General features: G+C 71.3%; 18 protein-coding genes and 1 pseudogene. 9 read left to right on the top strand and 10 right to left on the bottom strand.

Annotation, left to right across the window (positions count from 1 at the left end):
* Positions 1-80: 80 nt before the first annotated feature.
* The 3 genes from mmsB to chvE form a co-directional block, all read right to left on the bottom strand.
* The gene (mmsB, locus tag QE359_RS18035) at positions 81-1,262 is read right to left on the bottom strand and encodes a multiple monosaccharide ABC transporter permease (RefSeq protein ID WP_071295576.1); all 1,182 of its coding nucleotides are present in this window, start codon (positions 1,260-1,262) and stop codon (positions 81-83) included.
* Positions 1,249-2,802: a multiple monosaccharide ABC transporter ATP-binding protein gene (gene mmsA / locus QE359_RS18030; RefSeq protein WP_309780206.1), complete on the bottom strand. Its 1,554-nt coding sequence runs from the start codon at positions 2,800-2,802 to the stop codon at positions 1,249-1,251. The genes mmsB and mmsA overlap by 14 nt, the downstream gene beginning before the upstream one ends.
* Before the next feature lie 106 nt (positions 2,803-2,908).
* Complete coding sequence (gene chvE, locus QE359_RS18025; protein ID WP_083295236.1) at positions 2,909-4,039, bottom strand: multiple monosaccharide ABC transporter substrate-binding protein; 1,131 nt, start codon at positions 4,037-4,039, stop codon at positions 2,909-2,911.
* A gap of 179 nt (positions 4,040-4,218) precedes the next feature.
* On the opposite strand from chvE, the gene QE359_RS18020 reads away from it, so the two are divergent.
* Complete coding sequence (locus tag QE359_RS18020) at positions 4,219-5,268, top strand: substrate-binding domain-containing protein (protein ID WP_309780205.1); 1,050 nt, start codon at positions 4,219-4,221, stop codon at positions 5,266-5,268.
* 111 nt (positions 5,269-5,379) lie between these two features.
* Here the strand turns inward: QE359_RS18020 and QE359_RS18015 are convergent, their stop codons facing one another.
* The 4 genes from QE359_RS18015 to QE359_RS18000 all read right to left on the bottom strand — a co-directional run bounded on the left by QE359_RS18015 (position 5,380) and on the right by QE359_RS18000 (position 10,643).
* Positions 5,380-6,333 (bottom strand): carbohydrate ABC transporter permease, encoded by a 954-nt coding sequence (locus QE359_RS18015; RefSeq protein WP_309780204.1) that lies wholly within the window; start codon positions 6,331-6,333, stop codon positions 5,380-5,382.
* A gap of 3 nt (positions 6,334-6,336) precedes the next feature.
* The gene (locus QE359_RS18010) at positions 6,337-7,287 is read right to left on the bottom strand and encodes a carbohydrate ABC transporter permease (protein WP_070418198.1); all 951 of its coding nucleotides are present in this window, start codon (positions 7,285-7,287) and stop codon (positions 6,337-6,339) included.
* A 67-nt stretch (positions 7,288-7,354) separates the two neighbouring features.
* The gene (locus QE359_RS18005) at positions 7,355-8,662 is read right to left on the bottom strand and encodes a sugar ABC transporter substrate-binding protein (protein ID WP_309780203.1); all 1,308 of its coding nucleotides are present in this window, start codon (positions 8,660-8,662) and stop codon (positions 7,355-7,357) included.
* A gap of 4 nt (positions 8,663-8,666) precedes the next feature.
* Entirely contained in the window at positions 8,667-10,643 is a 1,977-nt protein-coding gene (locus QE359_RS18000; protein ID WP_309780202.1) for a beta-L-arabinofuranosidase domain-containing protein, read from the bottom strand.
* Positions 10,644-10,808: 165 nt separating this feature from the next.
* On the opposite strand from QE359_RS18000, the gene QE359_RS17995 reads away from it, so the two are divergent.
* From QE359_RS17995 to QE359_RS17965, 7 genes and pseudogenes are all read left to right on the top strand, one after another.
* Positions 10,809-11,864: a LacI family DNA-binding transcriptional regulator gene (locus tag QE359_RS17995; protein ID WP_309780201.1), complete on the top strand. Its 1,056-nt coding sequence runs from the start codon at positions 10,809-10,811 to the stop codon at positions 11,862-11,864.
* Between the two features lie 342 nt (positions 11,865-12,206).
* Positions 12,207-13,952, top strand: coding sequence for an FGGY-family carbohydrate kinase (locus tag QE359_RS17990; RefSeq protein WP_309780200.1), 1,746 nt, complete (start codon positions 12,207-12,209; stop codon positions 13,950-13,952).
* The gene (locus QE359_RS17985; RefSeq protein WP_309780199.1) at positions 13,949-14,647 is read left to right on the top strand and encodes an L-ribulose-5-phosphate 4-epimerase; all 699 of its coding nucleotides are present in this window, start codon (positions 13,949-13,951) and stop codon (positions 14,645-14,647) included. Before QE359_RS17990 ends, QE359_RS17985 begins: the two co-directional genes overlap by 4 nt.
* Entirely contained in the window at positions 14,644-16,185 is a 1,542-nt protein-coding gene (gene araA / locus QE359_RS17980; RefSeq protein ID WP_309780198.1) for an L-arabinose isomerase, read from the top strand. Before QE359_RS17985 ends, araA begins: the two co-directional genes overlap by 4 nt.
* Positions 16,186-16,189: 4 nt before the next feature.
* Positions 16,190-16,567 (top strand): annotated as a pseudogene (locus QE359_RS17975) (FAD-binding protein); the annotation flags it as partial.
* A 70-nt stretch (positions 16,568-16,637) separates the two neighbouring features.
* Entirely contained in the window at positions 16,638-17,456 is an 819-nt protein-coding gene (locus tag QE359_RS17970) for a D-arabinono-1,4-lactone oxidase (RefSeq protein ID WP_309780468.1), read from the top strand.
* Between the two features lie 96 nt (positions 17,457-17,552).
* Positions 17,553-18,371, top strand: a complete 819-nt coding sequence (locus QE359_RS17965) for a hypothetical protein (RefSeq protein WP_309780197.1) — start codon at positions 17,553-17,555, stop codon at positions 18,369-18,371.
* Positions 18,372-18,385: 14 nt separating this feature from the next.
* Here QE359_RS17965 and QE359_RS17960 read toward each other — a convergent pair whose 3' ends face one another.
* Entirely contained in the window at positions 18,386-19,339 is a 954-nt protein-coding gene (locus QE359_RS17960) for a DUF5937 family protein (protein WP_309780196.1), read from the bottom strand.
* A 56-nt stretch (positions 19,340-19,395) separates the two neighbouring features.
* Here QE359_RS17960 and QE359_RS17955 point away from each other — a divergent pair, with 56 nt between their 5' ends.
* Positions 19,396-20,736, top strand: a complete 1,341-nt coding sequence (locus tag QE359_RS17955) for an MFS transporter (RefSeq protein WP_309780195.1) — start codon at positions 19,396-19,398, stop codon at positions 20,734-20,736.
* Here QE359_RS17955 and QE359_RS17950 read toward each other — a convergent pair.
* Both QE359_RS17950 and QE359_RS17945 read right to left on the bottom strand, forming a co-directional pair.
* The gene (locus QE359_RS17950; protein WP_309780194.1) at positions 20,701-22,203 is read right to left on the bottom strand and encodes a glyceraldehyde-3-phosphate dehydrogenase; all 1,503 of its coding nucleotides are present in this window, start codon (positions 22,201-22,203) and stop codon (positions 20,701-20,703) included. The genes QE359_RS17955 and QE359_RS17950 overlap by 36 nt on opposite strands.
* Complete coding sequence (locus tag QE359_RS17945; RefSeq protein WP_309780193.1) at positions 22,200-24,110, bottom strand: phosphoenolpyruvate carboxykinase (GTP); 1,911 nt, start codon at positions 24,108-24,110, stop codon at positions 22,200-22,202. Before QE359_RS17945 ends, QE359_RS17950 begins: the two co-directional genes overlap by 4 nt.
* Positions 24,111-24,204 lie beyond the last annotated feature (94 nt).

The raw sequence follows: 24,204 nt of genomic DNA, 5'->3' as shown, positions 1-24,204 counted from the left end.
GCCCGGCGGACAGTTCCGCGGCACGGATGCCGCGAACGTGTCCGCCAGGCCGAGTCTCGGGGGCGACGCGCGCGCCCGCGCTACTTGCGCGCGGACGCCGCCCGGCGCTTGTTGAACACGTCGAACGCGACGGCGGCGAGCAGCACCAGGCCCTTGATGAGCGACTGGTACTCGGTCCCGATGCCGAGGATCGACATGCCGTTGTTCAGGATGCCGATGATGAGACCACCGACGATCGCTCCCGGCACCGTCCCGATGCCACCGGTGACGGCCGCGCCGCCGATGAACACTGCGGCGATGGCGTCGAGCTCGAAGCCGTTGCCGGCACCCGGAGCCGCGAGGTTGAGCTGGCCGGTGAACACCACGCCGGCCAGGGCCGAGATGACGCCCATGTTGACGAAGAGCAGGAACGTGACCCGCTTCGTCTTCACACCGGACAGCTGGGCTGCGAGGGCGTTCCCGCCGATCGCGTAGATGTGGCGGCCGAACACCGCGCTCCGCATGACGACCGAGTAGATCACCACGAGCGCACCGAGCACGACGAGCACGATCGGGGTGCCGTTGTAGCTCGCGAGCAGGAGCGCCACGTAGATGACGAGCGCGACCGTGAAGGCGAGCTTCGTGATGAACCAGGCGAACGGCTCGCTCTCGAGCTGGTACTTGCGCCGTGTGGCACGACCGCGGAACGCCGTGACCACGAGGACGATCGCGGCCGCGAAGCCGAGGATCATCGTGAGCGGCTCGTACCCGGTGGTGCCGAACGACGGCAGGAAGCCGGAGCCGAGGGAGCGGAAGCCCTCCGGGAACGGCGAGATCTGCTGGTTGTGCAGGACGATCTGCGCGGCGCCACGGAACGCGAGCATGCCCGCGAGCGTGACGATGAACGCGGGGATCCCGAAGTAGGCGATCCAGAACCCCTGCCAGGCACCGACGAGGGCGCCGACCACCAGGCAGAGCACGACCGCGATCGGCCAGGGCAGGCCCCACTGCGTGATCATGACGCCGGCCATGGCGCCGGTGAAGGCCACGACCGAGCCGACCGAGAGGTCGATGTGCCCGGCGATGATGACCATCACCATGCCGATGGCGAGGATGAGGATGTAGCTGTTCTGGACGATCAGGTTCGAGACGTTGATCGGGGCGAGGGTGATGCCGTTCGTCGTCACCTGGAAGAAGATGACGATGACGATCAGCGCGATGAACAGGCCGATCTGTCGGAGCTGCCCGGTGAGGTAGCCGGCGGCGGACTTAAGCGCGTTCATTGACAGGGGTCTCCCGTTCCTGGGTCATGTACTGCATGAGGGCCTCGGGCGTGGCCTCGGAGCGGGGCACGTCGGCGGTGATCGTGCCCTCGGAGAGCGTGTAGATGCGGTCGCAGATGCCGAGGAGCTCGGGGAGCTCGGAGGAGATCACGATGATCCCCTTCCCCTGGTCTGCGAGCTGGTTGATGATCGTGTAGATCTCGTACTTCGCGCCGACGTCGATGCCTCGCGTGGGCTCGTCGAGGATGAGCACGTCGGGGTCGGCGTACATCCACTTCGACAGGACGACCTTCTGCTGGTTGCCGCCGGAGAGCTTCCCGGTGACGACGTCGACGTTCGGTGCCTTGATGTTGAGGCTGCGGAGGAACTGCCCGGCGACGGTGGTCTCCTCGGACGCGTTGACGAAGCCCCAGTTCGCGAGCTTCCCGAGCGCCGACCCGGAGATGTTCCGCTTGATGTCGTCGATGAGGTTGAGCCCGTAGCGCTTCCGGTCCTCGGTGACGTAGGCGATGCCGTTGTCGATCGCCTGCGACACCGTGTGGGTCTTGATCGGGACGCCGCGCTTGTACACGGTGCCGCTGATCCCGGTGCCGTAGGACTGGCCGAACACGCTCATCGCGAGCTCGGTCCGTCCGGCGCCCATGAGCCCGGCGATGCCGACGACCTCGCCCGCGCGGACGGAGAGGTTCGCCTGGTGGATGATCTCGCGCGAGGCGTCGAGCTGGTGGTGGACGGTCCAGTCCTCGATGCGGAGGAGTTCCTCGCCGATCTGCGGGTCCTCGCGCTCGGGGTACCGGTTCGACAGGTCGCGACCGACCATGCCGCGGATGATCCGGTCCTCGGAGACGTCGTCGGCGTGCATGTCGAGCGTCTCGATGGTCTTGCCGTCGCGGATGATCGTGACCTTGTCCGCGATCGCCTTGATCTCGTTGAGCTTGTGGCTGATGATGATCGCCGTCATCCCCTCGGCCTGCAGCGACCGGATGAGGTCGAGCAGGTGCGTCGAGTCGTCGTCGTTCAGCGCCGCCGTCGGCTCGTCGAGGATGAGGAGCTTCACCCGCTTCGACAGGGCCTTCGCGATCTCGACGAGCTGCTGCTTGCCGACACCGATGTCGACGATCTTCGTGACCGGGTTGTCCTTGAGGCCGACGCGCTGCAGGAGCTCGGCGGCCGCGAGGTTCGTCTTGTTCCAGTCGATGAACCCGGCCTTCGACTGTTCGTTGCCGAGGAAGATGTTCTCGGCGATCGACAGGAACGGGCTGAGCGCGAGCTCCTGGTGGATGATCACGACCCCGGCCGCTTCCGAGCCGTTGATGTCGCCGAACTCGACGGGGGATCCGTCGATGAGGATCTCGCCGTCGAAGGAGCCGTGCGGGTAGACCCCGGACAGCACCTTCATCAGGGTGGACTTGCCGGCGCCGTTCTCGCCGCAGATCGCGTGGACCTGGCCGCGCTCGACCTCGATCGAGACCCCCTGCAGCGCCTTGACCCCGGGGAACGTCTTGGTGATGTCACGCATCTCGAGGATGGTGTCCGCCATGTGGGACCGCCTTTTCGTCGTCCGCGCGTGGGCGCGCGGGTGGTGACGGACTGGAGGCGCGGGGCGGGGTCGACCCGCGCCTCCAGTCCGACAGATGGGTTGCGTCCTACTTGAGGTCGGCCTCGGTGTAGTAGCCCGAGTCGACGAGGACTTCCTTGTAGTTGTCCTTCGTCACGACGGTCGGCTGGAACAGGTAGGTCGGGACGACCTTGACCTTGTTGTCGTAGCTCTTCGTGTCGTTGACCTCGGGCTTCTTGCCGGTGAGCAGGTCCTCGGCCATGGTGACCGACTGCTTGGCGAGCTTGCGCGTGTCCTTGTAGATGGTCGAGTACTGCTGACCGGCGATGATCGACTTCACGCTGGCCTGCTCGGCGTCCTGTCCCGTGATGGTCGGGAGCGGGCGGTCGCTCGAGCCGTACCCGGCGCCCTGCAGCGCCGAGATGATGCCGATCGACATGCCGTCGTAGGGCGAGAGCACGCCGTTCAGCGTGGTGCCGCCGGAGTAGGACTTCGCGATGAGGTTCTGCATGCGGGCCTTGGCGGTCGCCGGGTCCCACTGCTGCGTCGCGGCCTGGGAGAGCTGGTCCTGGCCGGACTGGATCTTCAGGGTGCCGTCCTCGAGGTACGGCTTGAGGGTCTTCATCGCACCGTCGAAGAAGAAGCCCGCGTTGTTGTCGTCGAGCGAGCCGGCGAAGACCTCGATGTTGAAGGGGCCCTTCTCGCCGGTCTTCTTGCCGTCCGCGTCGAGCACGCCGAGGCCGGTGAGCAGGCTCGTAGCCTGGTCGACGCCGACCTTCTCGTTGTCGAACGACACGTAGTAGTCGACGTTCTTGTTGCCCGTGAGCAGGCGGTCGTAGGAGATCACCTTGATGCCGGCCTTGGCGGCGGCGTCGAGCTGGTCGGAGAGCGCGCCGCCGTCGATCGACGCGATGATGAGGACCTTCGCGCCCTTCGTGATCATGTTGCTGACCTGCTGCGCCTGCTGCTGGACCTTGTTGTCGCCGTACTCGAGGTCGACCTTGTAGCCGGCCTTCTCGAGGTCGCTCTTGACGGCGTTGCCGTCCTTGATCCAGCGTTCCGAGACCTTGGTCGGCATCGCGACGCCCACCAGGGCGCCCTTGTTGTCGCCGCTGCTGCTCCCACCGTCGGTGGACGCGCGTCCGCCGGCGGAGCAGCCGGCGAGTGCGATGGCGATGCCGAGGGCGGCGACGCCCGCGACGATCTTGCGCTTCATCATCGAAGTACCTCTGTTCCTGCGCGTCCACGTCGACGCGCTCGGTGCCGGGGCTGCTGTGCCCCGAGGGATTTGCTCGTGTGAGCGCTCACATACTGGGGGTTCCGTGACGGGGTGTCAACTCACCGTGACCGTTTCGCGATCTTGTCGCGTCGGCCGGACTGCGCGGTACGGTTGGCGACGTGACGACCACGACCGCGCTCGGGGACGCCGGCGGCAAACGTCGCAAGGCACCCACGATCTTCGACGTCGCCGAGCGCGCGGGCGTCTCCCACCAGACCGTCTCGCGGGTGATCAACGGCGACCCGACGGTCCGCGAGCAGTTCCGCGCCCAGGTGTCCGACGCGGTCACCGAGCTCGGGTACCGGCCCCGCGCCGCGGCCCGGGCGCTCGCCGGGGGGCGCAGTCGTGCGCTCGGCATCATCACGGCCGGGGACGCGCTGTACGGACCGTCGAGCACCGCCATCGGGTTCGAGCGGGCAGCCCGGTCCGCCGGCTACCACGTCCTGCTCTCGACGCTGCCCGACGACCCGCGCCCCGTCGACCTGTCGAACGCCCTCGTGACGCTGCTCGCCCAGGACGTCGCCGCCATCGTGCTCGTCGCCGCCGACAACCGGGTGCTCGACGCCCTCGCCTCGCTGACCGTCCCGGTCTCGGTGCCCGTCGTCGTCGCGAACGCCGTGCAGCGGGACGCGGCCAGGGCCCCGGTGGCGCCGAGCGTCGCGGCGGTCGCGATCGACCAGGCGGCGGGGACCTCGCTCGTGATGGAGCACCTGTTCGCCCGCGGGCACCGCCGGATCGTGCACATCGCCGGCCCCGCGGTCTCGCAGGAGTCCGAGGTCCGCCGGGTGACCTACGAGCGGATCATGCGCGACGCGGGGCTCGAGCCCGTGGTGCTCGACGGCGACTGGACCCCGGCGAGCGGGTTCGCGGCTGCCCGGACCATCGACGTGCACACCGTCGACGCGGTCTTCGCCGGGAACGACCAGATGGCGCTCGGGGTCCTGCACGCCTTCGCGGACGAGGGACTGCGGGTGCCGGACGACATCGCCGTGGTGGGCTTCGACGACGTGCCCGAGGCGGCGCACTTCACGCCGCCGCTCACCACCGTGCGGCAGGACTTCCGGGCGATGGGGGAGCGGGTGCTCGACACCGTGCGGGGCCTCGTCGAGGGGGAGCCGCGGGACGAGACGCTGCTCGTGCCCGAGCTCGTGGTGCGCCGGAGCGCGTAGGGCGCGGGGCGTGCGGGCCGCAGTGTGCGAGGTTCCGCGCGCGGTGCGGGGCTCGCGCCGTCCCACGGAGCGCGGAACCTCGCACACAGCAGAGCGCGGCAGCGCCGCCCGTCAGCCCTTCAGCGCGCCGGACGACAGCCCGGCGACGTAGAACCGCTGCAGCCCGACGTAGAGCGCGATGCACGGGATCATCGCCACGACCGACCCGGCCACGAGGTTCCCGTACGACACCTGCCCGTACGCCCCGGTCTGCAGGTTGAGCAGCGCGACGGGCAGCGTGTAGAGCGAGTCCTTCGTGAGGAACGTCAGCGCTCCGAGGAACTCCGTCCATGACGCCAGGAACGCGTACAGTGCGGCCGTCGCGGCACCGGGCAGCAGCAGCGGCCGCAGCACCGACACGACGACCCGGAAGCGCGAGGCACCGTCGACGAACGCCGAGTCCTCGAGCTCCGTCGGGATCGACTCGAACGCGTTCCGCATCACGAACACCCCGAACGGCAGGTTCACCGTCGTGTAGAAGAGCACGAGCCCGAGCAGCGAGTTCGTGAGCTTCATCGCGTTCATCTCGAGGTACAGCGGCGTGAGGATCGCCTGGAACGGCACCATCATCGTCAGCAGCACCAGCCCGAAGACGACGCCGGAACCGCGGAACCGGAACCGGGCGAACCCGTACCCGGCCATCGTCGCGATCACGGCGGTCAGGACGGCCGTGGCGATCGACACGACGAGCGAGTTCACCACGCCGGTGAGCAGGTGCGACGAGGGGCTGAACACCGCGGCGAAGTTCTGCCACCCGAGCTGGAAGAACGTCGCCGGGTCGGCCGCCTGCGTGATGACGGCCTCGGACTGGAAGGCCCGCAGGATCGACCAGGTGAGCGGGACGCCGAACACGAGCGTCGCACCGACCCCGGCGATGACGTACAGCGTGCGCTTCACCGCGGTGTCGCGCGGGTGGCGCACGCTGCCCTGGTGGCGGCGACGGCGGCCTCCGTCGCCGGAGGTGGTGAGCGTGCGTGTGGACAGGTCCGGGGCCGCGAGGCCCGCACGGGAAGCGGTGGTGCTCATGGCTCAGTCCTTCTCTCGCAGTGCCCAGAACTGGAACACGGTGACGGCGGCGATGACGACGACGAGGGCGATCGACTCGGCGGTCGCCGCACCGAGCTGCAGGTTCACGAAGCCGCGGTTGTAGATCGCGTTGACGATCGTCGTGGTCTCCGTGCCCGGCCCGCCCTGGGTCAGGATGTAGAACTGGTTGAACGCGAGCAGTGACCCGATGACCGAGATGATCGCGCTGAGGGCGAGCGTGGAGCGGATCATCGGCATCGTGATGAGGCGTTCGGTCTGCCACCACGAGGCCCCTTCGAGCTGGGCGGACTCGTACACCTCGTCGGGGATGCCCTGCATGGCGGACATCACGAGCACCATCGTCAGCCCGGACACCGCCCAGACGACGAGCACGCAGATGAGCAGCGTCGCGAGCGGGCCGTTCACGAGCCACGCCGTGCTGCCGTCGGTGATCCCGAGCCAGCGCAGCACCATGTTCACCGCGCCGGAGTTCGGTTGTGCCTCGAGCACGAGCATGAACGACAGCGTGGTCAGCCCGACGACGTACGGCAGGAAGAACACCGTGCGCAGGAACGTCGACCCGCGCCGTCGGGCCCGGATGAGCACGGCGAGGAAGTACCCGAGCGCCAGGATCGGCACCGTCACGATCGCCGTGTAGAGCAGCGTGTACCCGATGGCGTGCACGAACGTCGGGTCCTGGAACAGCGTCAGGTAGTTCTGCAGCCCGATGAACCGGTACGGGCCGATCAGGGGCCAGTTCGTGAACGAGATGTAGAGCGCGAACACCAGCGGCGCGAGGACGAACACCGCGACGAACACGATCGCCGGGGTGACGAGCACGGCGCCGGTGCGCGGCGGGTGCGTGAGCGAGTTCCGGGACGGACCCGGGCGGCTGACGCCACGGCCGACGGTCGGACGGCCGGCGCCGGTCCGTCGGTTGGAGACGGTGGTCATGTCTGCACCTCTCTGTGCAACGAGCGAACGAGCGAACGAGCGAACGGGCGAACGGGCGAGCGGTCGCTCAGGCCTGGACCTGGTTGAGGATGCGCGTGTAGTCCGACTGCGCCGTCTTCATGGCCGCAGCGGCCCCCGAGCCGAACACCGCCTCGCGGAACATCGCGAAGTACGGCGACGAGGGCTGGTTCACGAGCAGGTTGTACGCGAGCGTCTGCGGCGCGTACCCCTTCTCGATCGCGTCGAGCGGGCCGAACGCGAGCGGGTACTTCTTCCGGTAGGCCGGTGTCGCGGCGTCGGACCGGGTCGGGAAGTACCCGCCGTCCGGCAGCGCCTGCTGTTGCTGCAGACCGTTCGCGTACTGCATGAACGCCCAGCCCCCGGACGGGTTCGCCGCCCCGTTCGGGATGCACATGTTGTCGCCGCCGTCGAAGAACGAACGCTTGCCGTCCCACGACGGGATGAGCACCGTCTGCATCTTCGCCCGCATCGCCTTCGTGGCGGCGGGCACGGTCGCCCCGTACGAGGTCGGGAAGATGCCGACCTTGCCGGCCCGGAAGTCGGCGCCCCACGTGGTGCCGGCGTCCGCGTAGGTCGCCTTCGACAGCACGCCGTCCTTCCACAGCTGCCGGTAGAACTCGAGCATGCGTTCGAGCGCCTCGTTGCCGGTGATGTTCGCCGTCTGCTTGCCGACCTCGCCGGACATCATGTCGACGCCGGTGGCCCAGACGTGCGGCTGCGTGACGAACCCGATGATGCCCGCGGCGTTGCCCGAGATCGACCACCCGTACACGTCGTCGCCGGTCTTCCGGATCGCCTTCGCGGCGGCGAGCAGCGAGTCGAGGTCCTTCGTCGCGTCCTCGACGTCGAGGCCGGCCCGGTCGAACAGCTCGGTGTTGACGAACAACTGCGAGTTGTCCGCCAGGTACGGCAGCCCGTAGTACCGGTCGCGGTACTCGAGCAGCCGGAGGTGGCCGGGCGAGATCGCGTCGAAGTAGTCGAGCCCCTTCACGACGTCGGTGAGGTCGGCGAACGCCTCGCGGAAGATGAACAGCTGCGAGTTGATGTCGTCGATGTCCACGACGTCCGGCGGCTCACCACCACGGATCGCGGTCGCGAGCTTCGTCACGTACTGTCCGTCCGGCACGGGCGTCAGCTCGACCTGCAGCTTCGGGTTCGCCTTGTTGAACCCGGCGACGGCCGCCGTCAGTCCGGCCTGCGTCGCGGACCGGCACCAGACGTGCACGGTGCCGGTCGCGTTCCGGCCGAAGCTCGCGACGCGCGCGTCGACCTTCGGCAGGGTGCCGGAGCATCCCGCCAGGGCGAGGGCCGCCCCGCCGGCGAGACCGCCGGCGAGGAACGCTCTGCGGTCCATCGTGTCACCGCGCCAGCGGGAGCCAGACGCGCATCGGCGCGGCTCCGCGGTTCGCCCAGGCGTAGTACGGGACCGCGGTGGCGGTGACGTCCTGGAGGCGCGTGGCGGCCGCCGTGGACCCGGCCGCGTCGTCGACGCTGGTCGCCGCACCTGCGTGATCCGTTCCTCCTGGACCGTCCAGTCGGCGGTACGGCCACGCTGCCTGCGCGTGCTCGGCCGGGGCGCGTCCGGCGACGCGCAGCGTGACGACGCCGTCGAGGAGCCCCTCTTGGCGCTCCTCGGTGATCGGCGCGTCGGCGTCGACCGTCAGGTCGTCGACCGTGAAGCCCTGCTGGTCCGCCTGCTCGACCGCGTACACGAGCGGTCCGCGCTCGATGGCGACCTGCCCGCGTGCGGCGTCGATCCGGGCGTCGGCGACGTACCGGTGCGGCGTCGTGTCGAAGACGAGTTCGACGGTGTCGCCGGCCGCCCACTCGCGGTCGATGACGTGCAGCGTGCCCGCGGTGGGGCTGGCCGTGCCGTCCGGACCCTGCACCGTCGTGGTGTCCGACCACGACGGGATCCGCAGGCCGAGGGCGAGCGGGCCGTCCTCGGTGACGGTGACGACCACGCGGCCGTCGTGCGGGTACCCGGTCTCGACATCGACCGGGCCGAGCGAGGCCGTGGCGTACTGGTGCAGCTGGAGGCCGCCGTCAGTCGCGGTGGCGAGGTAGCCGTCGAGGCTCGCGAACGTCCGCATGATGTTCGGCGGGCAGCAGGCGCAGTCGAACCAGCCGCGGCGGCCGTGCGCGGGGGAGCGGTTCTCGTCCTGGTGCGCGTGGTCACGCTGCTGCAGCGGGTTGACGTAGAAGTACTCGGTGCCGGCGAGGCTCACGCCCGCGAGGAACGCGTTGTACAGCAGGCGCTCGATCGCGTCGGCGTACACGGGCTTCCCGGTCGCGAGGAGCAGGCGCCAGGCCCACTGGATCCCGCCGATGGCCGCACAGGTCTCGGCGTACCCGCGGTCGGTCGGGAGCTCGTACGGGTCTCCGAACGCCTCCCAGTCCCAGCGCGCGCCGAGGCCGCCGGTGATGAACGCCTTCGTGGCCATCATGTCCGCGAACTGCGTCTCGCTCGCGGTCAGGAGCTCGGTGTCGCCGGTCTCGATCGCGACGTCCACGGCGCCGGCCGCGAGGTACACGGCGCGGACCGCGTGGCCCTCGACGGTCGTGGCCTGGCGGCTCGGCACCCGGTCGGAGAAGTACGTCGGCTCGCCGCCGGCGCGCTCGATGATGCCGGTGCCCCGGGCGTCGACGAACCAGTGCGCGAGGTCGAGGTAGTCGCGGTTGCCGGTCTCACGGTAGAGCTCGACGAGCCCCATCTCGACCACCGGGTGGCCGTCGATGTCGCGGACCTTGCCGGGGCCGTCGCCGAACGTGCGGACGAGGTGGTCCGCGCTCTTGATCGCGACGTCGAGCAGCCCGGTGTCGCCCGTCGCCCGGTGCTGTGCGACGGCTGCCTGGTACAGGTGTCCGGCGCAGTACATCTCGTGGCTCCACTTGAGGTCCGTGTACCGCTCGCCCTTCCCGCGGATCTGCTGCACCGAGTCGAGGTAGCCGTCGTCGGCCTGCGCCTGGGCGTACAGGGCGGTGACCTCGCGCTGGAGTTCCAGCAGGTCGTCGGCGGGGGCCCGCCCGTACTCCCACGCCACGGCCTCGAGCCACTTCGTGACGTCGGAGTCCATGAAGATCGGGCCGGTCGCGTCGCCCTCCTCGAGGCCGGCGGCGATGCGGAGGTTCCGGAAGTTCCCGGCCGTCTCGAGCAGGGCGTACCCGCCGCGGACCGCGTCGCGGCCGTTCCGCTCCTGTCGGAGGGCCCAGAAGCCGCCGGTGATCCGGGCGTCGCCCGTGGGCAGCGGACGGAGCGTCAGGTGCGCGTCCGCGGTCGGGAGGACCGGGGTCGCGGTGTGCGCGCGGCTGTCGGTCGCGAGCGTGGTGGTCATGTCGCCTCCTTGCGATGTGACTCAGGCCGGGTCCGGTCCCGTGATGGTTCCGGAAAACGGTTTCTGCGGAGGACGTTACGACACGATCTAGAGGCGCGCAAGAGCGTCTTCTCACATCCTGCGTATAGTCATGGTCAGTTTCCCGCATCCGGAAAGGGGTTTGCCGTGACACTGGAGCGCGCTGGGCGGACCGTGCGGATCACCGACGTGGCGGCGCTCGCCGGCGTGTCGATCGGCACCGCCTCGAAGGCACTGAACGGCACCGGGCAGCTCCGGGAGTCGACGCGCGCCCGGGTGAAGGACGCCGCCGAGAAGCTCGGGTTCGTCGGCGATGCCCGGGCCCGCGCGCTCTCCTCGGGGCGGACCTACACGGTGGGCATGATCACGACGGACTCGTTCGGGCGGTTCTCGATCCCGGTGCTGCTCGGCGCTGAGGACGCCCTCTCCGCCGGGCAGATGGCCGTGCTGCTGTGCGACACCCGCGACGACCACGTCCGCGAGGCCCACTACCTCCGCTCGCTCGCCGCCCGCGGGGTCGACGGCATCATCGTGACCGGCCGTTCCGCCGACGCCCGGCCGCCGATCGACGTGTCGATCCCGGTCGTGTACGCGTTCACGCCCTCGACCGACCCGGACGACGTGTCGGTCACGCTCGACGACGCCGCCGGATCGGCGGCCGTCGCCGCGCACGTGCTGTCGACCGGGCGACGGCGGGTGGCGATCGTCACGGGGCCCGAGCGGCACCGGTCGGCGGTCCGGCGTGTGTACGGGGCCACCGAGGTGCTCGGCGCGAGCCTCGTGGCCGAACCGCTGTACGGCGAGTGGTCGGAGCGGTGGGGGCGGCAGGCGGTGGACGTGCTGGCGCGGGGCGTGGGGCTCGCGTCGGCGGGGACCGGGACCGGGGTCGAGGCGGCGTCTGGGTCGGGTGCCCTCGGCGTGGACGCGATCGTCTGCGGGAGCGACCAGATCGCGCGGGGCGTGTGTGATCGACTGCGCGAGCTCGGGCTGTCCGTGCCGGACGACGTCGCGGTCGCCGGGTTCGACGACTGGGACGTGATGGCGCTCGCGAGCCGGCCGCCGCTGACCACGGTGGACCTGCGCCTCGAGGAGCTCGGGCGCGTGGCTGGTCGGGCGCTGCTCGACCTCATCGACGGGGGCGCTGCGGCGTCCGCGGCCGTGACTCCGTCCCTGGTCGTCCGCGAGAGCACGGTCGGCGCGTAGGGCCCCGCGCGGCGCGCCAGCCGGCGGGCGGGCGGGCGGGCCGAGGTTGCACGACTCGCCGTGGTCCGCTCGGTCAGGTCGCACGTCCTGCCGTTCGGGGCGGCGGCGGGCGGCAGTTCGTGCGACCTCGCCGAACGCAGGCCGGCGCCCGGGTCCGCGTGCTGAGGTCGTACGACTCGCCGTGGTCGAGCTGTCCAGGTCGCACGAAGTGCCGGGCGGGGCGGCGGCAAGCGGCGGTTCGTGCGACCTGGGCGCGCGCGGGCGTGGCGGCGTTGCGGGAGTGAGCGCTCACGTGCCAGGATGTGAGCGCTCACGGAGGACGACGAGGTTCTGGAGGAACGCATGGGCGACGACCGCAGGCAGCAGGTCGTGGACGGCCGCACCACGCTCGGGATCGAGCTCGGCTCCACCCGCATCAAGGCGTGCCTCGTGGACGAGGACCTCGTCCCCATCGCCGCGGGTGCCCACGAATGGGAGAACGAGTTCGTCGACGGGCGCTGGACGTACTCCCTCGAGGCCGTCGAGACCGGACTCCGCGCCGCGTACGCCGCCCTCGTGGCCGACGTCGAGGCCCAGTACGGCGTCACCCCGACGACCTTCCGCGCCGCCGGCGTGAGCGCGATGATGCACGGTTACCTCGCGTTCGACGCCGCGGGCGAGCTGCTCGTGCCGTTCCGCACCTGGCGCAACACCTCGACCGGCCCCGCCGCCGAACGGCTCAGCGACGCCCTCGGGTTCAACATCCCGCTGCGCTGGTCCATCGCGCACCTGTACCAGGCCGTCCTCGACGACGAGCCGCACGTCGCCGGCCTCGCGAGCGTCACGACCCTCGCCGGGTACGTGCACCGACGGCTCACGGGGCGGGACGTCCTCGGCGTCGGCGATGCGAGCGGTGTCTTCCCGATCGACAGCACCCCGGCGGACAGCGGTCCGGGCGACCCCGGCACGCGCGACTACGACGGCGCGATGCTCCGGACGGCCGAGGACCTGATCGGGGTCGGGGACCTCCGGGCGCTCCTGCCCGAGGTGCTCGTCGCCGGGGACGACGCGGGAGCCCTCACCCCCGAGGGCGCCGCGTGGCTCGACCCGTCCGGCACCCTGCTCCCCGGCGTTCCCCTCTGCCCGCCCGAGGGCGACGCCGGCACGGGCATGGTCGCGACGAACGCCGTCGCACCGCGCACGGGCAACGTCAGCGTCGGCACGAGCATCTTCGCGATGGTCGTGCTGGAGCACCCGCTCGCGACCCCGCACGAGGAGCTCGACGTCGTCACCACGCCCTCCGGGGACGCCGTCGCGATGGTGCACTGCAACAACGGTGCGAGCGAGATCGCGAGCTGGGCGCGCGTGTTCGGCCGGTTCGCCGAGGCCGCGAGCGAGCGCACCGGCAGCACGGCACCGGACATGGACACCGTCTACGCGACGCTGCTGGCCGAAGCCGAGCACGCGGACCCCGACGCAGGCGGCCTGCTCTCCTTCAACTACCTCGCCGGGGAGCCCGTCACGCACGTCGAGGACGGCCGACCCCTGCTGCTCCGGACCCCGGACGCACGCTTCACGCTCGGCAACCTCGTGCGCTCCGAGGTGCACGGTGCCTTCGCCACCCTCGCGATCGGCATGGACGTCCTGCACGGCGAGGAGGTCCAGGTCGACCGGATGACCGCCCACGGCGGGCTCTTCCGGACGCCGGGCGCACCGCAACGCCTGCTCGCAGCCGCCCTCCGCGTGCCCGTCGCGCTCGAGGAGACCGCGGGTGAGGGCGGTGCGTGGGGGATCGCGGTGCTCGCCGCCTACCTCGAGCACACCGACCAGCACCTGGCGGACTTCCTCGCCGACACGGTGTTCGGGGGTGACGCCGTGCACGTGGCCGAGCCCGAGCCGGCCGACGTCGACGGGTTCCAGACGTACCTCGAGCGCTACCGGCGGGCCCTGCCCGTCCAGGACGTCGCCGCCGCCGCGACCCGCCCCGGAGCGACCCCCGCAAGCACCGACACCAGCGCCAGCGCCGCCGCCAGCGCGACCACCCCCGGAGCCGAGCCGACGTCGGCAGGCGAGCCGCGCCTCCAGGCCGAGAAGGAGCCGACCCGATGACCACCGACACCCAGCAGGCCGTCGCCGCCACCCGCGAACGCGTCGCCCGCCTGCACGGCGAACTCGTCCGCTACGGCCTCGTGATCTGGACCGGCGGCAACGTCTCCGAGCGGGTGCCGGGCACGGACCTCTTCGTCATCAAGCCGAGCGGCGTGTCCAGCGACGACCTGACCCCCGCGAACCAGGTCGTCTGCACGCTCGACGGGGTGCCGGCCGACGGCTGGGAGAACAGCCACGGGCCGAGCTCCGACACCGCCGCGCACGCCTACGTCTACCGGAACATGCCGGAGGTCGGCGGCGTCGTGCACACCCACTCGACGTACGCGACGGCGTGGGCGGCACGGGCGGAGCCGATCCCGTGCGTCATCACCGCGATGGCGGACGAGTTCGGCGGACCGATCCCGGTCGGGCCGTTCGCGATCATCGGCGACGACTCGATCGGGCACGGCATCGTCGAGACCCTCGCGGGCCACCGCTCCCGTGCCGTGCTCATGCAGAACCACGGCGTCTTCACGATCGGTCGCGACGCGAAGGACGCCGTGAAGGCCGCCGTGATGTGCGAGGACGTCGCCCGGACGGTGCACATCGCGAAGCAGGGCGGGGACGTCGTCCCGATCGCCGAAGCAGACATCGACCGACTCTTCGATCGCTACCAGAACGTCTACGGACAGACCCCCGAAGGAGCACTCCAGTGACCCACGACACTGCGACGCACGTCGTCGACCCCGCCGAGACGTTGGCGGGCTACGAGGTCTGGTTCCTCACCGGGTCCCAGGGGCTGTACGGCGAGGAGACCCTGCGCCAGGTGGAGTCGCAGAGCAAGCACGTGCACGAGACGCTGGCGCCGCACGTGCCGGTGAAGCTCGTCTGGAAGCCCGTGCTGAAGGACGCCGACGGCATCCGGCGCGCCCTCATCGAGGCCAGCGCGGACGACAGGGTCATCGGTGTGACGACGTGGATGCACACGTTCAGCCCCGCGAAGATGTGGATCGGCGGCTTGCAGGCGCTCACGAAGCCGCTGCTGCACCTGCACACGCAGGCGAACGTCACGCTGCCGTGGTCGGACATCGACTTCGACTTCATGAACCTCAACCAGGCGGCACACGGGGACCGGGAGTTCGGGTACGCCCTGGCGCGCCTCGGCGTCCGGCACGCCACCGCAGTCGGGCACGTCTCTGACCCCCGCGTCCAGCAGCGGGTCGCGAACTGGACCCGCGCGGCCGCCGGTGCCGCGGCCGTGCGGGAGCTCAAGCTCACCCGGTTCGGCGACAACATGCGGTACGTCGCGGTCACCGAGGGCGACAAGACCGAGGCGGAGATCGAGCTCGGCGTGCAGGTGAACACCTGGGCCGTCAACGAGTTGGCCGAGGCGGTCGCCTCGGCGGAAGCCGACACGGCAGCGGTCGATGCGCTCGTCGCGACCTACCAGCAGGACTACGACGTCGACCCGTCGCTCCGTGACAGCGGTGACCGCCACCAGTCCCTCCGCGACGGCGCCGCGATCGAGATCGGGCTCCGCACCCTGCTCGCGCAGAACGGGTCCGCCGCCTTCACCACCAACTTCGAGGACCTCGGCACGCTCAAGCAGCTGCCCGGCCTCGCCGTGCAGCGCCTGATGGCCGACGGCTACGGGTTCGGTGCCGAGGGTGACTGGAAGACCGCCGTCCTCGTCCGTGCGATGAACGTCGCCGGCGCCGGGCTCCCCGGTGGCGCGTCGCTCATGGAGGACTACACGTACGACCTCACGCCGGGTGCCGAGAAGATCCTCGGCGCGCACATGCTCGAGGTCTCGCCGACCCTCACCACCACGAAGCCGACGCTCGAGATCCACCCGCTCGGCATCGGCGGCAAGGACGACCCGGTGCGCCTGGTCTTCACCGCCGACGCCGGCGAGGCCGTCGTGGTCGCGCTCTCCGACACCCGCGACGGCTTCCGCCTCACGGCGAACGTCGTGGACGTCGTCCCGCCGACCGCGGCGTTGCCGAAGCTGCCCGTCGGTCGCGCCGTCTGGGAGCCGCGCCCGTCGTTCCCCGTCGCCGCCGAGGCCTGGCTCACCGCCGGCGCCGCCCACCACACCGTCATGACGTCGGCCGTCGGCCTGCAGGTGGTCGAGGACTTCGCGACCATGGTCGGCACGGAGTTCCTCGTCATCGACGAGCACACCACCGAGCGCGGGTTCCGCGACGAGCTGCGCCTCCAGCAGACGTGGCACCGTCTCGACCGGGGGTTCTAGGCTCGTGACCGTGAGCGCGACGACGCGGACGAACTGGGCGGGCAACGTCACCTACCGGGCGTCCGGCCTGGCGCGCCCGACGTCGGTCGACGAGCTGCAGCAGCTCGTCGCGTCGACGCCGCGCCTGACGGCGCTCGGGTCACGGCACTCGTTCAACACGATCGCCGACACCGACGCGCTCCAGGTGTCGCTGGCGGACCTGCCGCCGGTGCTCGACATCGACGAGGACCGCCGGGTCGTGCGCGTCGCCGCCGGCATGATCCACAGCCAGGTGGCCGCGGGCCTGGAGGCGCGGGGCTGGGCACTCGCGAACCTCGCCTCCCTGCCGCACATCTCCACCGCCGGAGCGGTCGCCACCGGCACGCACGGCTCCGGCGTGCGCAACCCGTCGCTCGCGCAGGCCGTGGTCGGCCTCGAGGTCGTCCGCGCTTCCGGAGACCTGGCGTTCGTCGATGCGTCGACGCCGGGCGGCGCCCTCGACGCACACCGGGTGGCGCTCGGCGCGCTCGGCGTCGTCACCGCGGTCGAGCTCGCGATCGAGCCCACCTTCCAGGTCGCCACGACCGTGCACCTCGACCTGCCGTGGGACGCCGTCGCCGCGCACTTCGACGAGGTCGTGTCGGACGCGTACTCGGTGTCGCTGTTCACCTCGTTCGACGACCGCGGGGCCCGGCAGGTCTGGGTCAAGCACCGCGTGGGCGAACCGGCACCGGCCGTCGACCTCGTCACGCTCGGCGCCCGTCCCGCCGACGGTCCGGTGCACCCGGGGGAGAACGACCCCGCCGGCGTCACCGAGCAGGGCGGCGTGCCGGGGCCGTGGTCCGAGCGGCTCCCGCACTTCCGGTCCTCGTTCACCCCCGTCGACCGGGGCCGAGATCCAGGCGGAGTACCTGCTGCCGGCCGGTTCCGCGGTCGACGCACTGCAGGCGCTCCGGCCCCTGGAGTCGCTGTTCGCGCCGATCCTCATCGCGACCGAGGTCCGGACGATCGCCGCCGACACCGCGTGGCTCGCGCCGTCCTCGGAGCGGCAGTCGGTCGGCATCCACTTCACGTTCCGGCGGGACGCGAGCGCGGTGGCAGCCGCGGTGGAGCGGATCGAGGAGGTCCTCGCGCCGTTCGACGCCCGCCCGCACTGGGGGAAGGTGTCGGCGGCGAGTGCCGAGCGGCTGCACGAGGTGTACCCGCGGCTGTCCGACTTCGCCGCGCTCGCCCGTGACCTCGACCCGACCGGACGGTTCCGGAACGCGTTCCTCGCGCGCATCCTGAACTGACCGGGGTCGGCGCTCCCAGGGGCTTCGGATGACATCTCCGGCCGATCCACCGGGGCGTTCCTGAGCGCTCACATGTGCGATCACAAAGGTTGGGGCATGGCGAACCTCAACCGCATCATCGGCATGGCCGGCAAGGTCATCGACAAGCAGCTCCAGAAGCGCGGGCAGGCGGGACCCGCGGCCGGCGCCGGGCAGCAGCAGGGCGGGACGGACTGGCGCGACATCGTCCGGAGCGCGGCCGACAAGCTGACCGGGGACGACCGGAACCAGCAGGCACAGCACGGGCAGCAGCAGCCGTACGGGCAGCAGCAGCACGGCCAGCGGCAGCACGGGTCGGCCGACTCCGACCAGGTCGCGATCGCCAAGTACGACTACCTGCTGCGGACCGCCCCGCCCCAGCAGCTCGAGCAGGTCCACCACGACGCCTTCGCCCGGCTCACCCCCGCGCAGCGCCAGCAGATCCGCAACCGTCTGAACTCCGAGCTGCCGCCGCACGAGCACCTCCGCGACGACTCCGCCGGTGGGATGGCCCGCGCGATGACCCGCGGTGAGGTCGCTCGGCCCGGACTCGTCCGACGCGTCCTGGGCGGCGGCGGATCGGCGGGGCGCGGCCGCGGTGGAGCGTTCGCCGGCGGGGCAGCGGTCGGCGCCGGTGCGATGGCGCTCGGCGGTCTGGGCGCAGCGGTCGCCGGTGGCGCCGTGCTCAGCGCGGCCGCGGGGCCGGTGCTGGCCGAGGCCGCGAACCTCGGCGTCGACTTCGAGGGCATCGCCGCCGGGATCGGCGACCTCGGACTCGGGGACCTCGGCGGTGGTGTCGAGGGGCTCGCGGGCGAGGGTGAGCAGCTCCTCGGTGGGCTCGGTGAGCAGGCGTCGAACCTCGGCAACGACTTCCTCGGCGGGCTGTTCGACCGCTGACCCGGTGCCGCCGGTCAGGTCCGGGTCAGGGCATCTCCCACGGCACTCCGGTAGTAGAGCACGGCCCGCCCGTACCGCGACCGGTTCAGCAGGCCGCCCCGCTCCATCACGCGCAGGTGCTGGTTGACCGCCGAGGTCGACACCCCGAACCGCAGCGCGAGGTCGGTCGACGACGCCGGTTCCCCGAGCGCGTCGAGCAGCGCCGCGCGGGTCGCCCCCAGGAGGTCCCGGACCGAACCCGCGTCCGGGTGGTCCGACGTCGACCACATCGCACCCTGTCCGCGGGCGGGGTACATCACGGTCGGCGGCAGCTCGTCGTCGATCGGGAGCGAGGCGCGGACGACGAACATCGACGGCACGAGGGTCAGTCCCTCACCGTCGATCGGTCGATCGCGGGCGACCGAGCTCGTCAGCCGCACGTCGAGGTGCGTGCCGTCGTACGTGACCGCTTCCGACAGCCCACCGAGGACCGTGCCGATCCCTTCGTGCGACGCGATCCGCGCCCGGTGGCTGACGTCCGCCTGCAGCACCGCACGCATCCGTGCCCAGTGCGGTGCGAAGCAGAGCTCCCACGCGGTCGAGAGCGCGTGCTGGAGCCGCTCGACGACGCTCTCGTACCGGCCGGTGAACACCCGCGGGACCGTACCGTGCACGCGTTCCAGGTCGGCGAGCATCCGCGCGCGGGGGAGCCGACCGAGCGCCCGGAGCTCCTCGTCGATCGACGTCAGCGGCGATGCGGGTCGCGGGTTGACGAAGTCGGCCACCCACCGGCGCTCGTCCACGAGTCCGAGCAGGACCTCGTCGTCGAGCAGGGGACGGACGGCAGCGATCCGGTCGAGCCAGGGCTGCTGCAGCGGGTACCGCTCGGGCGCCCGGAACGCCCGGAGCCCGAGACCGAGCTCGGAGAGGGGAGAGATGCCGAAGCGGATCGCCGAGACGTCGCTCGGCTCGAGTCGGTACCGGATCATGAAGCTACACGCTACATCCGTTGTCCCGGCCGCCGCATCGGTGCGAGAACTGGGACATGCACGGCACCACCGCACCACGCGTCCCGCTCAGCACGCTCGTCCGGGACGACCGGGCCCTCCGACGGCTGCTCGTCGTCACGTTCGTGGACACGCTCGGGCGCGGTGCGTTCTTCACGCTGACGACGCTGTACCTCACCACCATCGTCGGGATCGCCCCGGTCGTCGTCGGGCTCGGACTGACGATCGCGGGAGCCGTCGGCGTCGCGAGCTCCCTGGTGTTCGGGCACCTCGCGGACCGGTTCAGCTCGCGCCGGATGCTCGCCTGGCTGCACGTCGTGCAGGGACTCGCGCTCGTCGGGTACGTGCTCGTCCACGACCTCCCGACGCTCGTCCTGACGGCATCGGTCGTGACGCTGGCACAGCAGGGCGGCGGCTCGGTCCGCTCGGCCGCGGTCGGTCGGGCGTTCCCGGGGGAGGAGCGGGTCCGGGTCCGCGCCACGATGCGGACCGTCACGAACGTCGGCATCGGACTCGGCACCGCGGTCGCGGCGATCCCGCTGGCGGTCGGCACGGGCGAGGCGTACCGGGTGACGATGGTCGCCGCGGGCGTCCTCTTCCTGGCGTCGGCCGTCCTCGTGCTCGGCCTGCCCGCCGCGCGGGTCGACGCCGCGCCCGCCGAGCGCACCGACACGGGCACCGTCGTCGTGCGGAACCCCGAGGGCCGCAGCCCCTACCGTGACGTGCAGTTCCTGACGATCACCGTCCTCACCGGGGTCTTCGGTATCCAGTTCGGGTTGTTCGAGGTCGCGGTGCCGCTGTGGGTCGTGCAGCACACCGTGGCACCGGACGTCCTCGTGTCCCCCCTGCTCCTCGTGAACACGCTCGCGGTCGTGCTCCTGCAGGTCCGGATGAGTCGCGGGACGGACACGGTCGGAGGCGCTGCGCGGGTGATGCGGTACGCGGGGTGGCTGATGGCGCTCGCGTGCGGGCTGTGGGCAGCGGCCGGGTGGGTGCGCGGCGATGACTGGGTGCCGATCGCGTTCGCCGCCGGGATCCTCGTCGTCGCGGCGATCGCGCACTCGCTCGCCGAGATCACCTCGAGCGCCGCGGGTTGGGCGCTGAGCTTCGAGCTGGCGCCGGCCGACCGGGTCGGGGCGTACCAGGGCGTGTACGGCACCGGGTTCGCGATCGGCGCGATGGTCGCCCCGACGGTGGTCACCGTCACCGCCATCGACCTCGGCACCCCGGGGTGGGCGGTCCTCGCGGTCGTGTTCCTCAGCGCGGCGCTCGGTACCGCACACGTGGCCCGTCGCGCCGCGGTGACCGACGCCGGTGCACCCGGCCGCACCGCGCCTCCTGGATCAGTGCAGACTGCGCAGGGCGAGCCGCTCGGCTGACGCGGGGAGGGACACCGCTCGACCGCCGGTCATCTCCTGCAGGACCCGGAACACCTGCCGGCTGTACCCGGACTCGTTGTCGTACCAGACGTAGAGCACGACGTGCTCGGACCCGTCCGCGATGGTCGCGAGGCCGTCGACCACCCCTGCCCGACGGCTGCCGAGGATGTCCGTCGAGACGATCTCCGGCGACTCGACGTAGTCGATCTGCCGTCGCAGCGGTGACGTCAGCGAGGCCTGGCGGAGCAGCTCGTTGACCTCGTCGCGGGTGGTCGGTCGGTCCAGTGTGAGGTGCAGGATCGCCAGCGAGACGTTCGGTGTCGGCACCCGGACGGCGTTGCCGGTCAACCGCCCGCGCAGCTCCGGCAGTGCCTTCTCGGCTGCCCGCGCCGCGCCGGTCGCGGTGATGACGAGGTTGAGCGGCGCCGCTCTGCCACGCCGCTCAGCCGGGTGGTAGTTGTCCACGAGGTTCTGGTCGTTCGTCGCGGAGTGGACGGTCTCGACGTGCCCGTGCCGGACGCCGTACCGATCGGACACGGCTCGGAGGACGGGGACGATCGCGTTGGTCGTGCAGGACGCCGCGCTGACGATCGGTGCGTCCGCGACCGCGTCGTGGTTGATGCCGTGCACGACGTTCGGCAGGTCCCCGCTCCCCGGCGCAGTGAGCAGCACGCGGGACGCCCCCGGGGCGCGCAGGTGCTGGGCGAGACCGTCAGCGTCCCGCCATCGACCCGTGGTGTCGACGATGATCGCGTCGTCGATGCCGTACGCGCGGTAGTCGACCTCGGACGGGGAGTCCGCGGAGAGGAACTGGATCGACGTGCCGTTCGCGAGCAGGGTGTCGTGCTCTGGGTCGACCGTGATGCTGCCGGCGAAGGGGCCGTGGATCGAGTCTCGGCGCAGCAGGCTGGCACGTTTGCGCAGGTCGTCGGGTCCGCGGCGCTTGACCACGACGGCGCGGAGCGTGAGCGGGGCGTGCTCGCCCGCGCGCTCCAGGAGGATGCGGGCCATCATCCGGCCGATCCGACCGAAGCCGTAGAGGACGACGTCGCGGGGTGCGGGGTGCGGCACCGTGTCGCTGCCTCGCGCCGCGGTGCCGCGAGCGAGGAAGAGTTCGTCCTGGAGGAAGTCACGGAGCGCGGTCCCGATGCGGTCGGCCCGGAAACGGACGGCGAGCTCGGCGAGGTCCACCGAGGCCGAACCGAGGCCGAGGGTGTCGAGCTCGACCAGGATCGCGAGGGTCTCGTGGACGCCGACCTCGGTCTCGTCGATGCGGCGGGTCGCTCGGTGCGCCTTGAGGACCGCGACCGGGGACTGCCCGACGAGTGGGTTGCCGTGGACGCTCGTCACGACGTCGTCGCGGCGGTGGAGGCGGCCGATCAGCGGGACCATCGCCTCGGCGGCGGCGAGCTGGTCCGTCCAGGCGCGTTGGAGGGCGAGGCGTTCGGCCGCGGACGTCGGGGTCACCGGAGGGCTCCGCTGGCGACGACCGCGGGGGCGGGCTCGACCGTGGGGGCGGGCTCGACCGCAGCGTCGAGCTCCGCTCGCAGCGCAGCGCGTCGGGTCGCCAAGAGGGTGTCGAACACCGCCGGCGCCCGACCGTCGAACGTCCGCAGGAACTCCTCGGTGAGGTCGCACTCCGCGAGCCACGACTCCGGGTCGACGGCGAAGAGCCCGTCCAGCTGCGACGGCTCGAGGCCGAGGCCCGCGACGTCGAGGTCACCGACGGCCGGCAGCCACCCGATCGCGGACTCCCGGCGGTCGACGCGGTCCTCGATGCGCCGGACGATCCACTCGAGCACGCGGGTGTTCTCGCCGAACCCGGGCCAGAGGAACGCGCCGTGGTCGTCGGTTCGGAACCAGTTCACCTGGAAGACCGCCGGGGCGTCTGCACCGAGCTGCGCGCCGATGTCGAGCCAGTGCGTCCAATGGTCCGCCATGTTGTAGCCGCAGAACGGCAGCATCGCGAACGGGTCGCGGCGCAGCGTGCCGATCGTGCCCTCGGCGGCGGCCGTCTGCTCCGACGAGATCGTCGCCCCCATGAAGACTCCGTCCGTCCACGTCGGGGCCTGCGCGACGAGCGGCACGTTCGAGGAGCGTCGCCCGCCGAAGAGGACCGCGTCGATGGGGACGCTCTGGTCGGCGTCGTCGGCGAGCGAGGGGCACTGGTCGAGCGCCACGGTGAACCGGCCGTTCGGGTGCGCGGCCGGCGTGCCGAGGTCCGGCGTCCAGTCCGCTCCCGTCCAGTCGACCAGGTGGGCGGGCGGGTCAGGCGTGAGTCCCTCCCACCACACGTCGCCGTCGTCCGTGAGCGCGACGTTCGTGAAGATCGTGTTCGAGCGGATCGTGTCGACGGCGACCGGGTTGGTCCTCCTGCCGGTGCCCGGGGCCACCCCGAACAGGCCCGTCTCGGGGTTGATCGCGTGCAACCGGCCGTCGGCACCGGGCCGGAGCCAGGCGATGTCGTCGCCGATCGTCTCGACCTTCCACCCGGGCAGCGTCGGCTGGAGCATCGCCAGGTTCGTCTTGCCGCAGGCCGACGGGAACGCCGCCGCGAGGTGGAACGCGCGGCCCTCGGGCGAGGTGACCCGGATCAGCAGCATGTGCTCGGCGAGCCAGCCGTCGTCGCGGCCCATCACCGACGCGATCCGGAGCGCGAAGCACTTCTTGGCGAGCAAGGCGTTCCCGCCGTAGCCGGAGCCGTACGACCACACCTCGCGGGTCTCGGGGAACTGCACGATGTACTTCGTCTCGTTGCACGGCCAGGCGACGTCGTCGTGGAGCACGCCGTCGTCGTCCCGTAGCGGGTGCCCGACGCTGTGGACCGTCGCGACCCACGGCGTGCCGGCGTCGATCGTGCGGAGCACCCGGTCACCGAGCCGGGTCATGACCGCCATGCTCAGCACGACGTAGGCGGAGTCGGTGAGCTCGACGCCGACCTGCGAGATCGGACCGTCCACCGGCCCCATCGAGAACGGCACGACGTACATCGTCCGACCGCGCATGCTCCCGGCGAACACCCCGTCGAGCTCGGCACGCATCGCGTCCGGGTCGCGCCAGAGGTTCGTCGGACCGGCGTCCTCGGCATCGGCGGAGCAGGTGAACGTCCGTCCCTCGACCCGCGCGACGTCGTCGGGGTCGGACCGGGCGAGGAAGCTACCGGGGCGCCGTTCGGGATCGAGCGGGATGAGCTTGCCCTCGGCGACGAGCATCGCGGTCAGGCGGTCCCGTTCACCGGGCGAGCCGTCGCACCACTCGATGCGGTCCGGCTCCGTGAGCGCCGCGACGCGGGCGACCCAGGACTCGAGCGCGACGCGGGGGGATCCGGGGACGACGTTGGGGGAGCCCGGCGTCCGGGTGGGGTTGGTGATCATCGGCGATCTCCTCGTGGGGATGGGAAGGGAAGTGGGGGCGGGGTGTGGTCGACGTGGACCCCGCCGTGCGCAGGTTCGTCGGCGTCCAGGTCGG

The sequence above is a fragment of the Curtobacterium sp. SORGH_AS_0776 genome (genome assembly GCF_031453355.1).
GTDB lineage: Bacteria > Actinomycetota > Actinomycetes > Actinomycetales > Microbacteriaceae > Curtobacterium.
Note: the sequence above shows the minus strand (reverse complement) of the source record. Positions and strands in the feature narration are given on the sequence as shown.

What these genes read in the sequence shown, in the direction of transcription:
- mmsB (WP_071295576.1), bottom strand. Translation starts at nt 1,262, where the DNA reads ATGAACGCGCTTAAGTCCGCCGCCGGCTACCTCACCGGGCAGCTCCGA.
- mmsA (WP_309780206.1), bottom strand. Translation starts at nt 2,802, where the DNA reads ATGGCGGACACCATCCTCGAGATGCGTGACATCACCAAGACGTTCCCC.
- chvE (WP_083295236.1), bottom strand. Translation starts at nt 4,039, where the DNA reads ATGATGAAGCGCAAGATCGTCGCGGGCGTCGCCGCCCTCGGCATCGCC.
- QE359_RS18015 (WP_309780204.1), bottom strand. Translation starts at nt 6,333, where the DNA reads ATGAGCACCACCGCTTCCCGTGCGGGCCTCGCGGCCCCGGACCTGTCC.
- QE359_RS18010 (WP_070418198.1), bottom strand. Translation starts at nt 7,287, where the DNA reads ATGACCACCGTCTCCAACCGACGGACCGGCGCCGGCCGTCCGACCGTC.
- QE359_RS18005 (WP_309780203.1), bottom strand. Translation starts at nt 8,662, where the DNA reads ATGGACCGCAGAGCGTTCCTCGCCGGCGGTCTCGCCGGCGGGGCGGCC.
- QE359_RS18000 (WP_309780202.1), bottom strand. Translation starts at nt 10,643, where the DNA reads ATGACCACCACGCTCGCGACCGACAGCCGCGCGCACACCGCGACCCCG.
- QE359_RS17990 (WP_309780200.1), top strand. Translation starts at nt 12,207, where the DNA reads ATGGGCGACGACCGCAGGCAGCAGGTCGTGGACGGCCGCACCACGCTC.
- QE359_RS17985 (WP_309780199.1), top strand. Translation starts at nt 13,949, where the DNA reads ATGACCACCGACACCCAGCAGGCCGTCGCCGCCACCCGCGAACGCGTC.
- QE359_RS17970 (WP_309780468.1), top strand. Translation starts at nt 16,638, where the DNA reads ATGCGTCGACGCCGGGCGGCGCCCTCGACGCACACCGGGTGGCGCTCG.
- QE359_RS17965 (WP_309780197.1), top strand. Translation starts at nt 17,553, where the DNA reads ATGGCGAACCTCAACCGCATCATCGGCATGGCCGGCAAGGTCATCGAC.
- QE359_RS17960 (WP_309780196.1), bottom strand. Translation starts at nt 19,339, where the DNA reads ATGATCCGGTACCGACTCGAGCCGAGCGACGTCTCGGCGATCCGCTTC.
- QE359_RS17955 (WP_309780195.1), top strand. Translation starts at nt 19,396, where the DNA reads ATGCACGGCACCACCGCACCACGCGTCCCGCTCAGCACGCTCGTCCGG.
- QE359_RS17945 (WP_309780193.1), bottom strand. Translation starts at nt 24,110, where the DNA reads ATGATCACCAACCCCACCCGGACGCCGGGCTCCCCCAACGTCGTCCCC.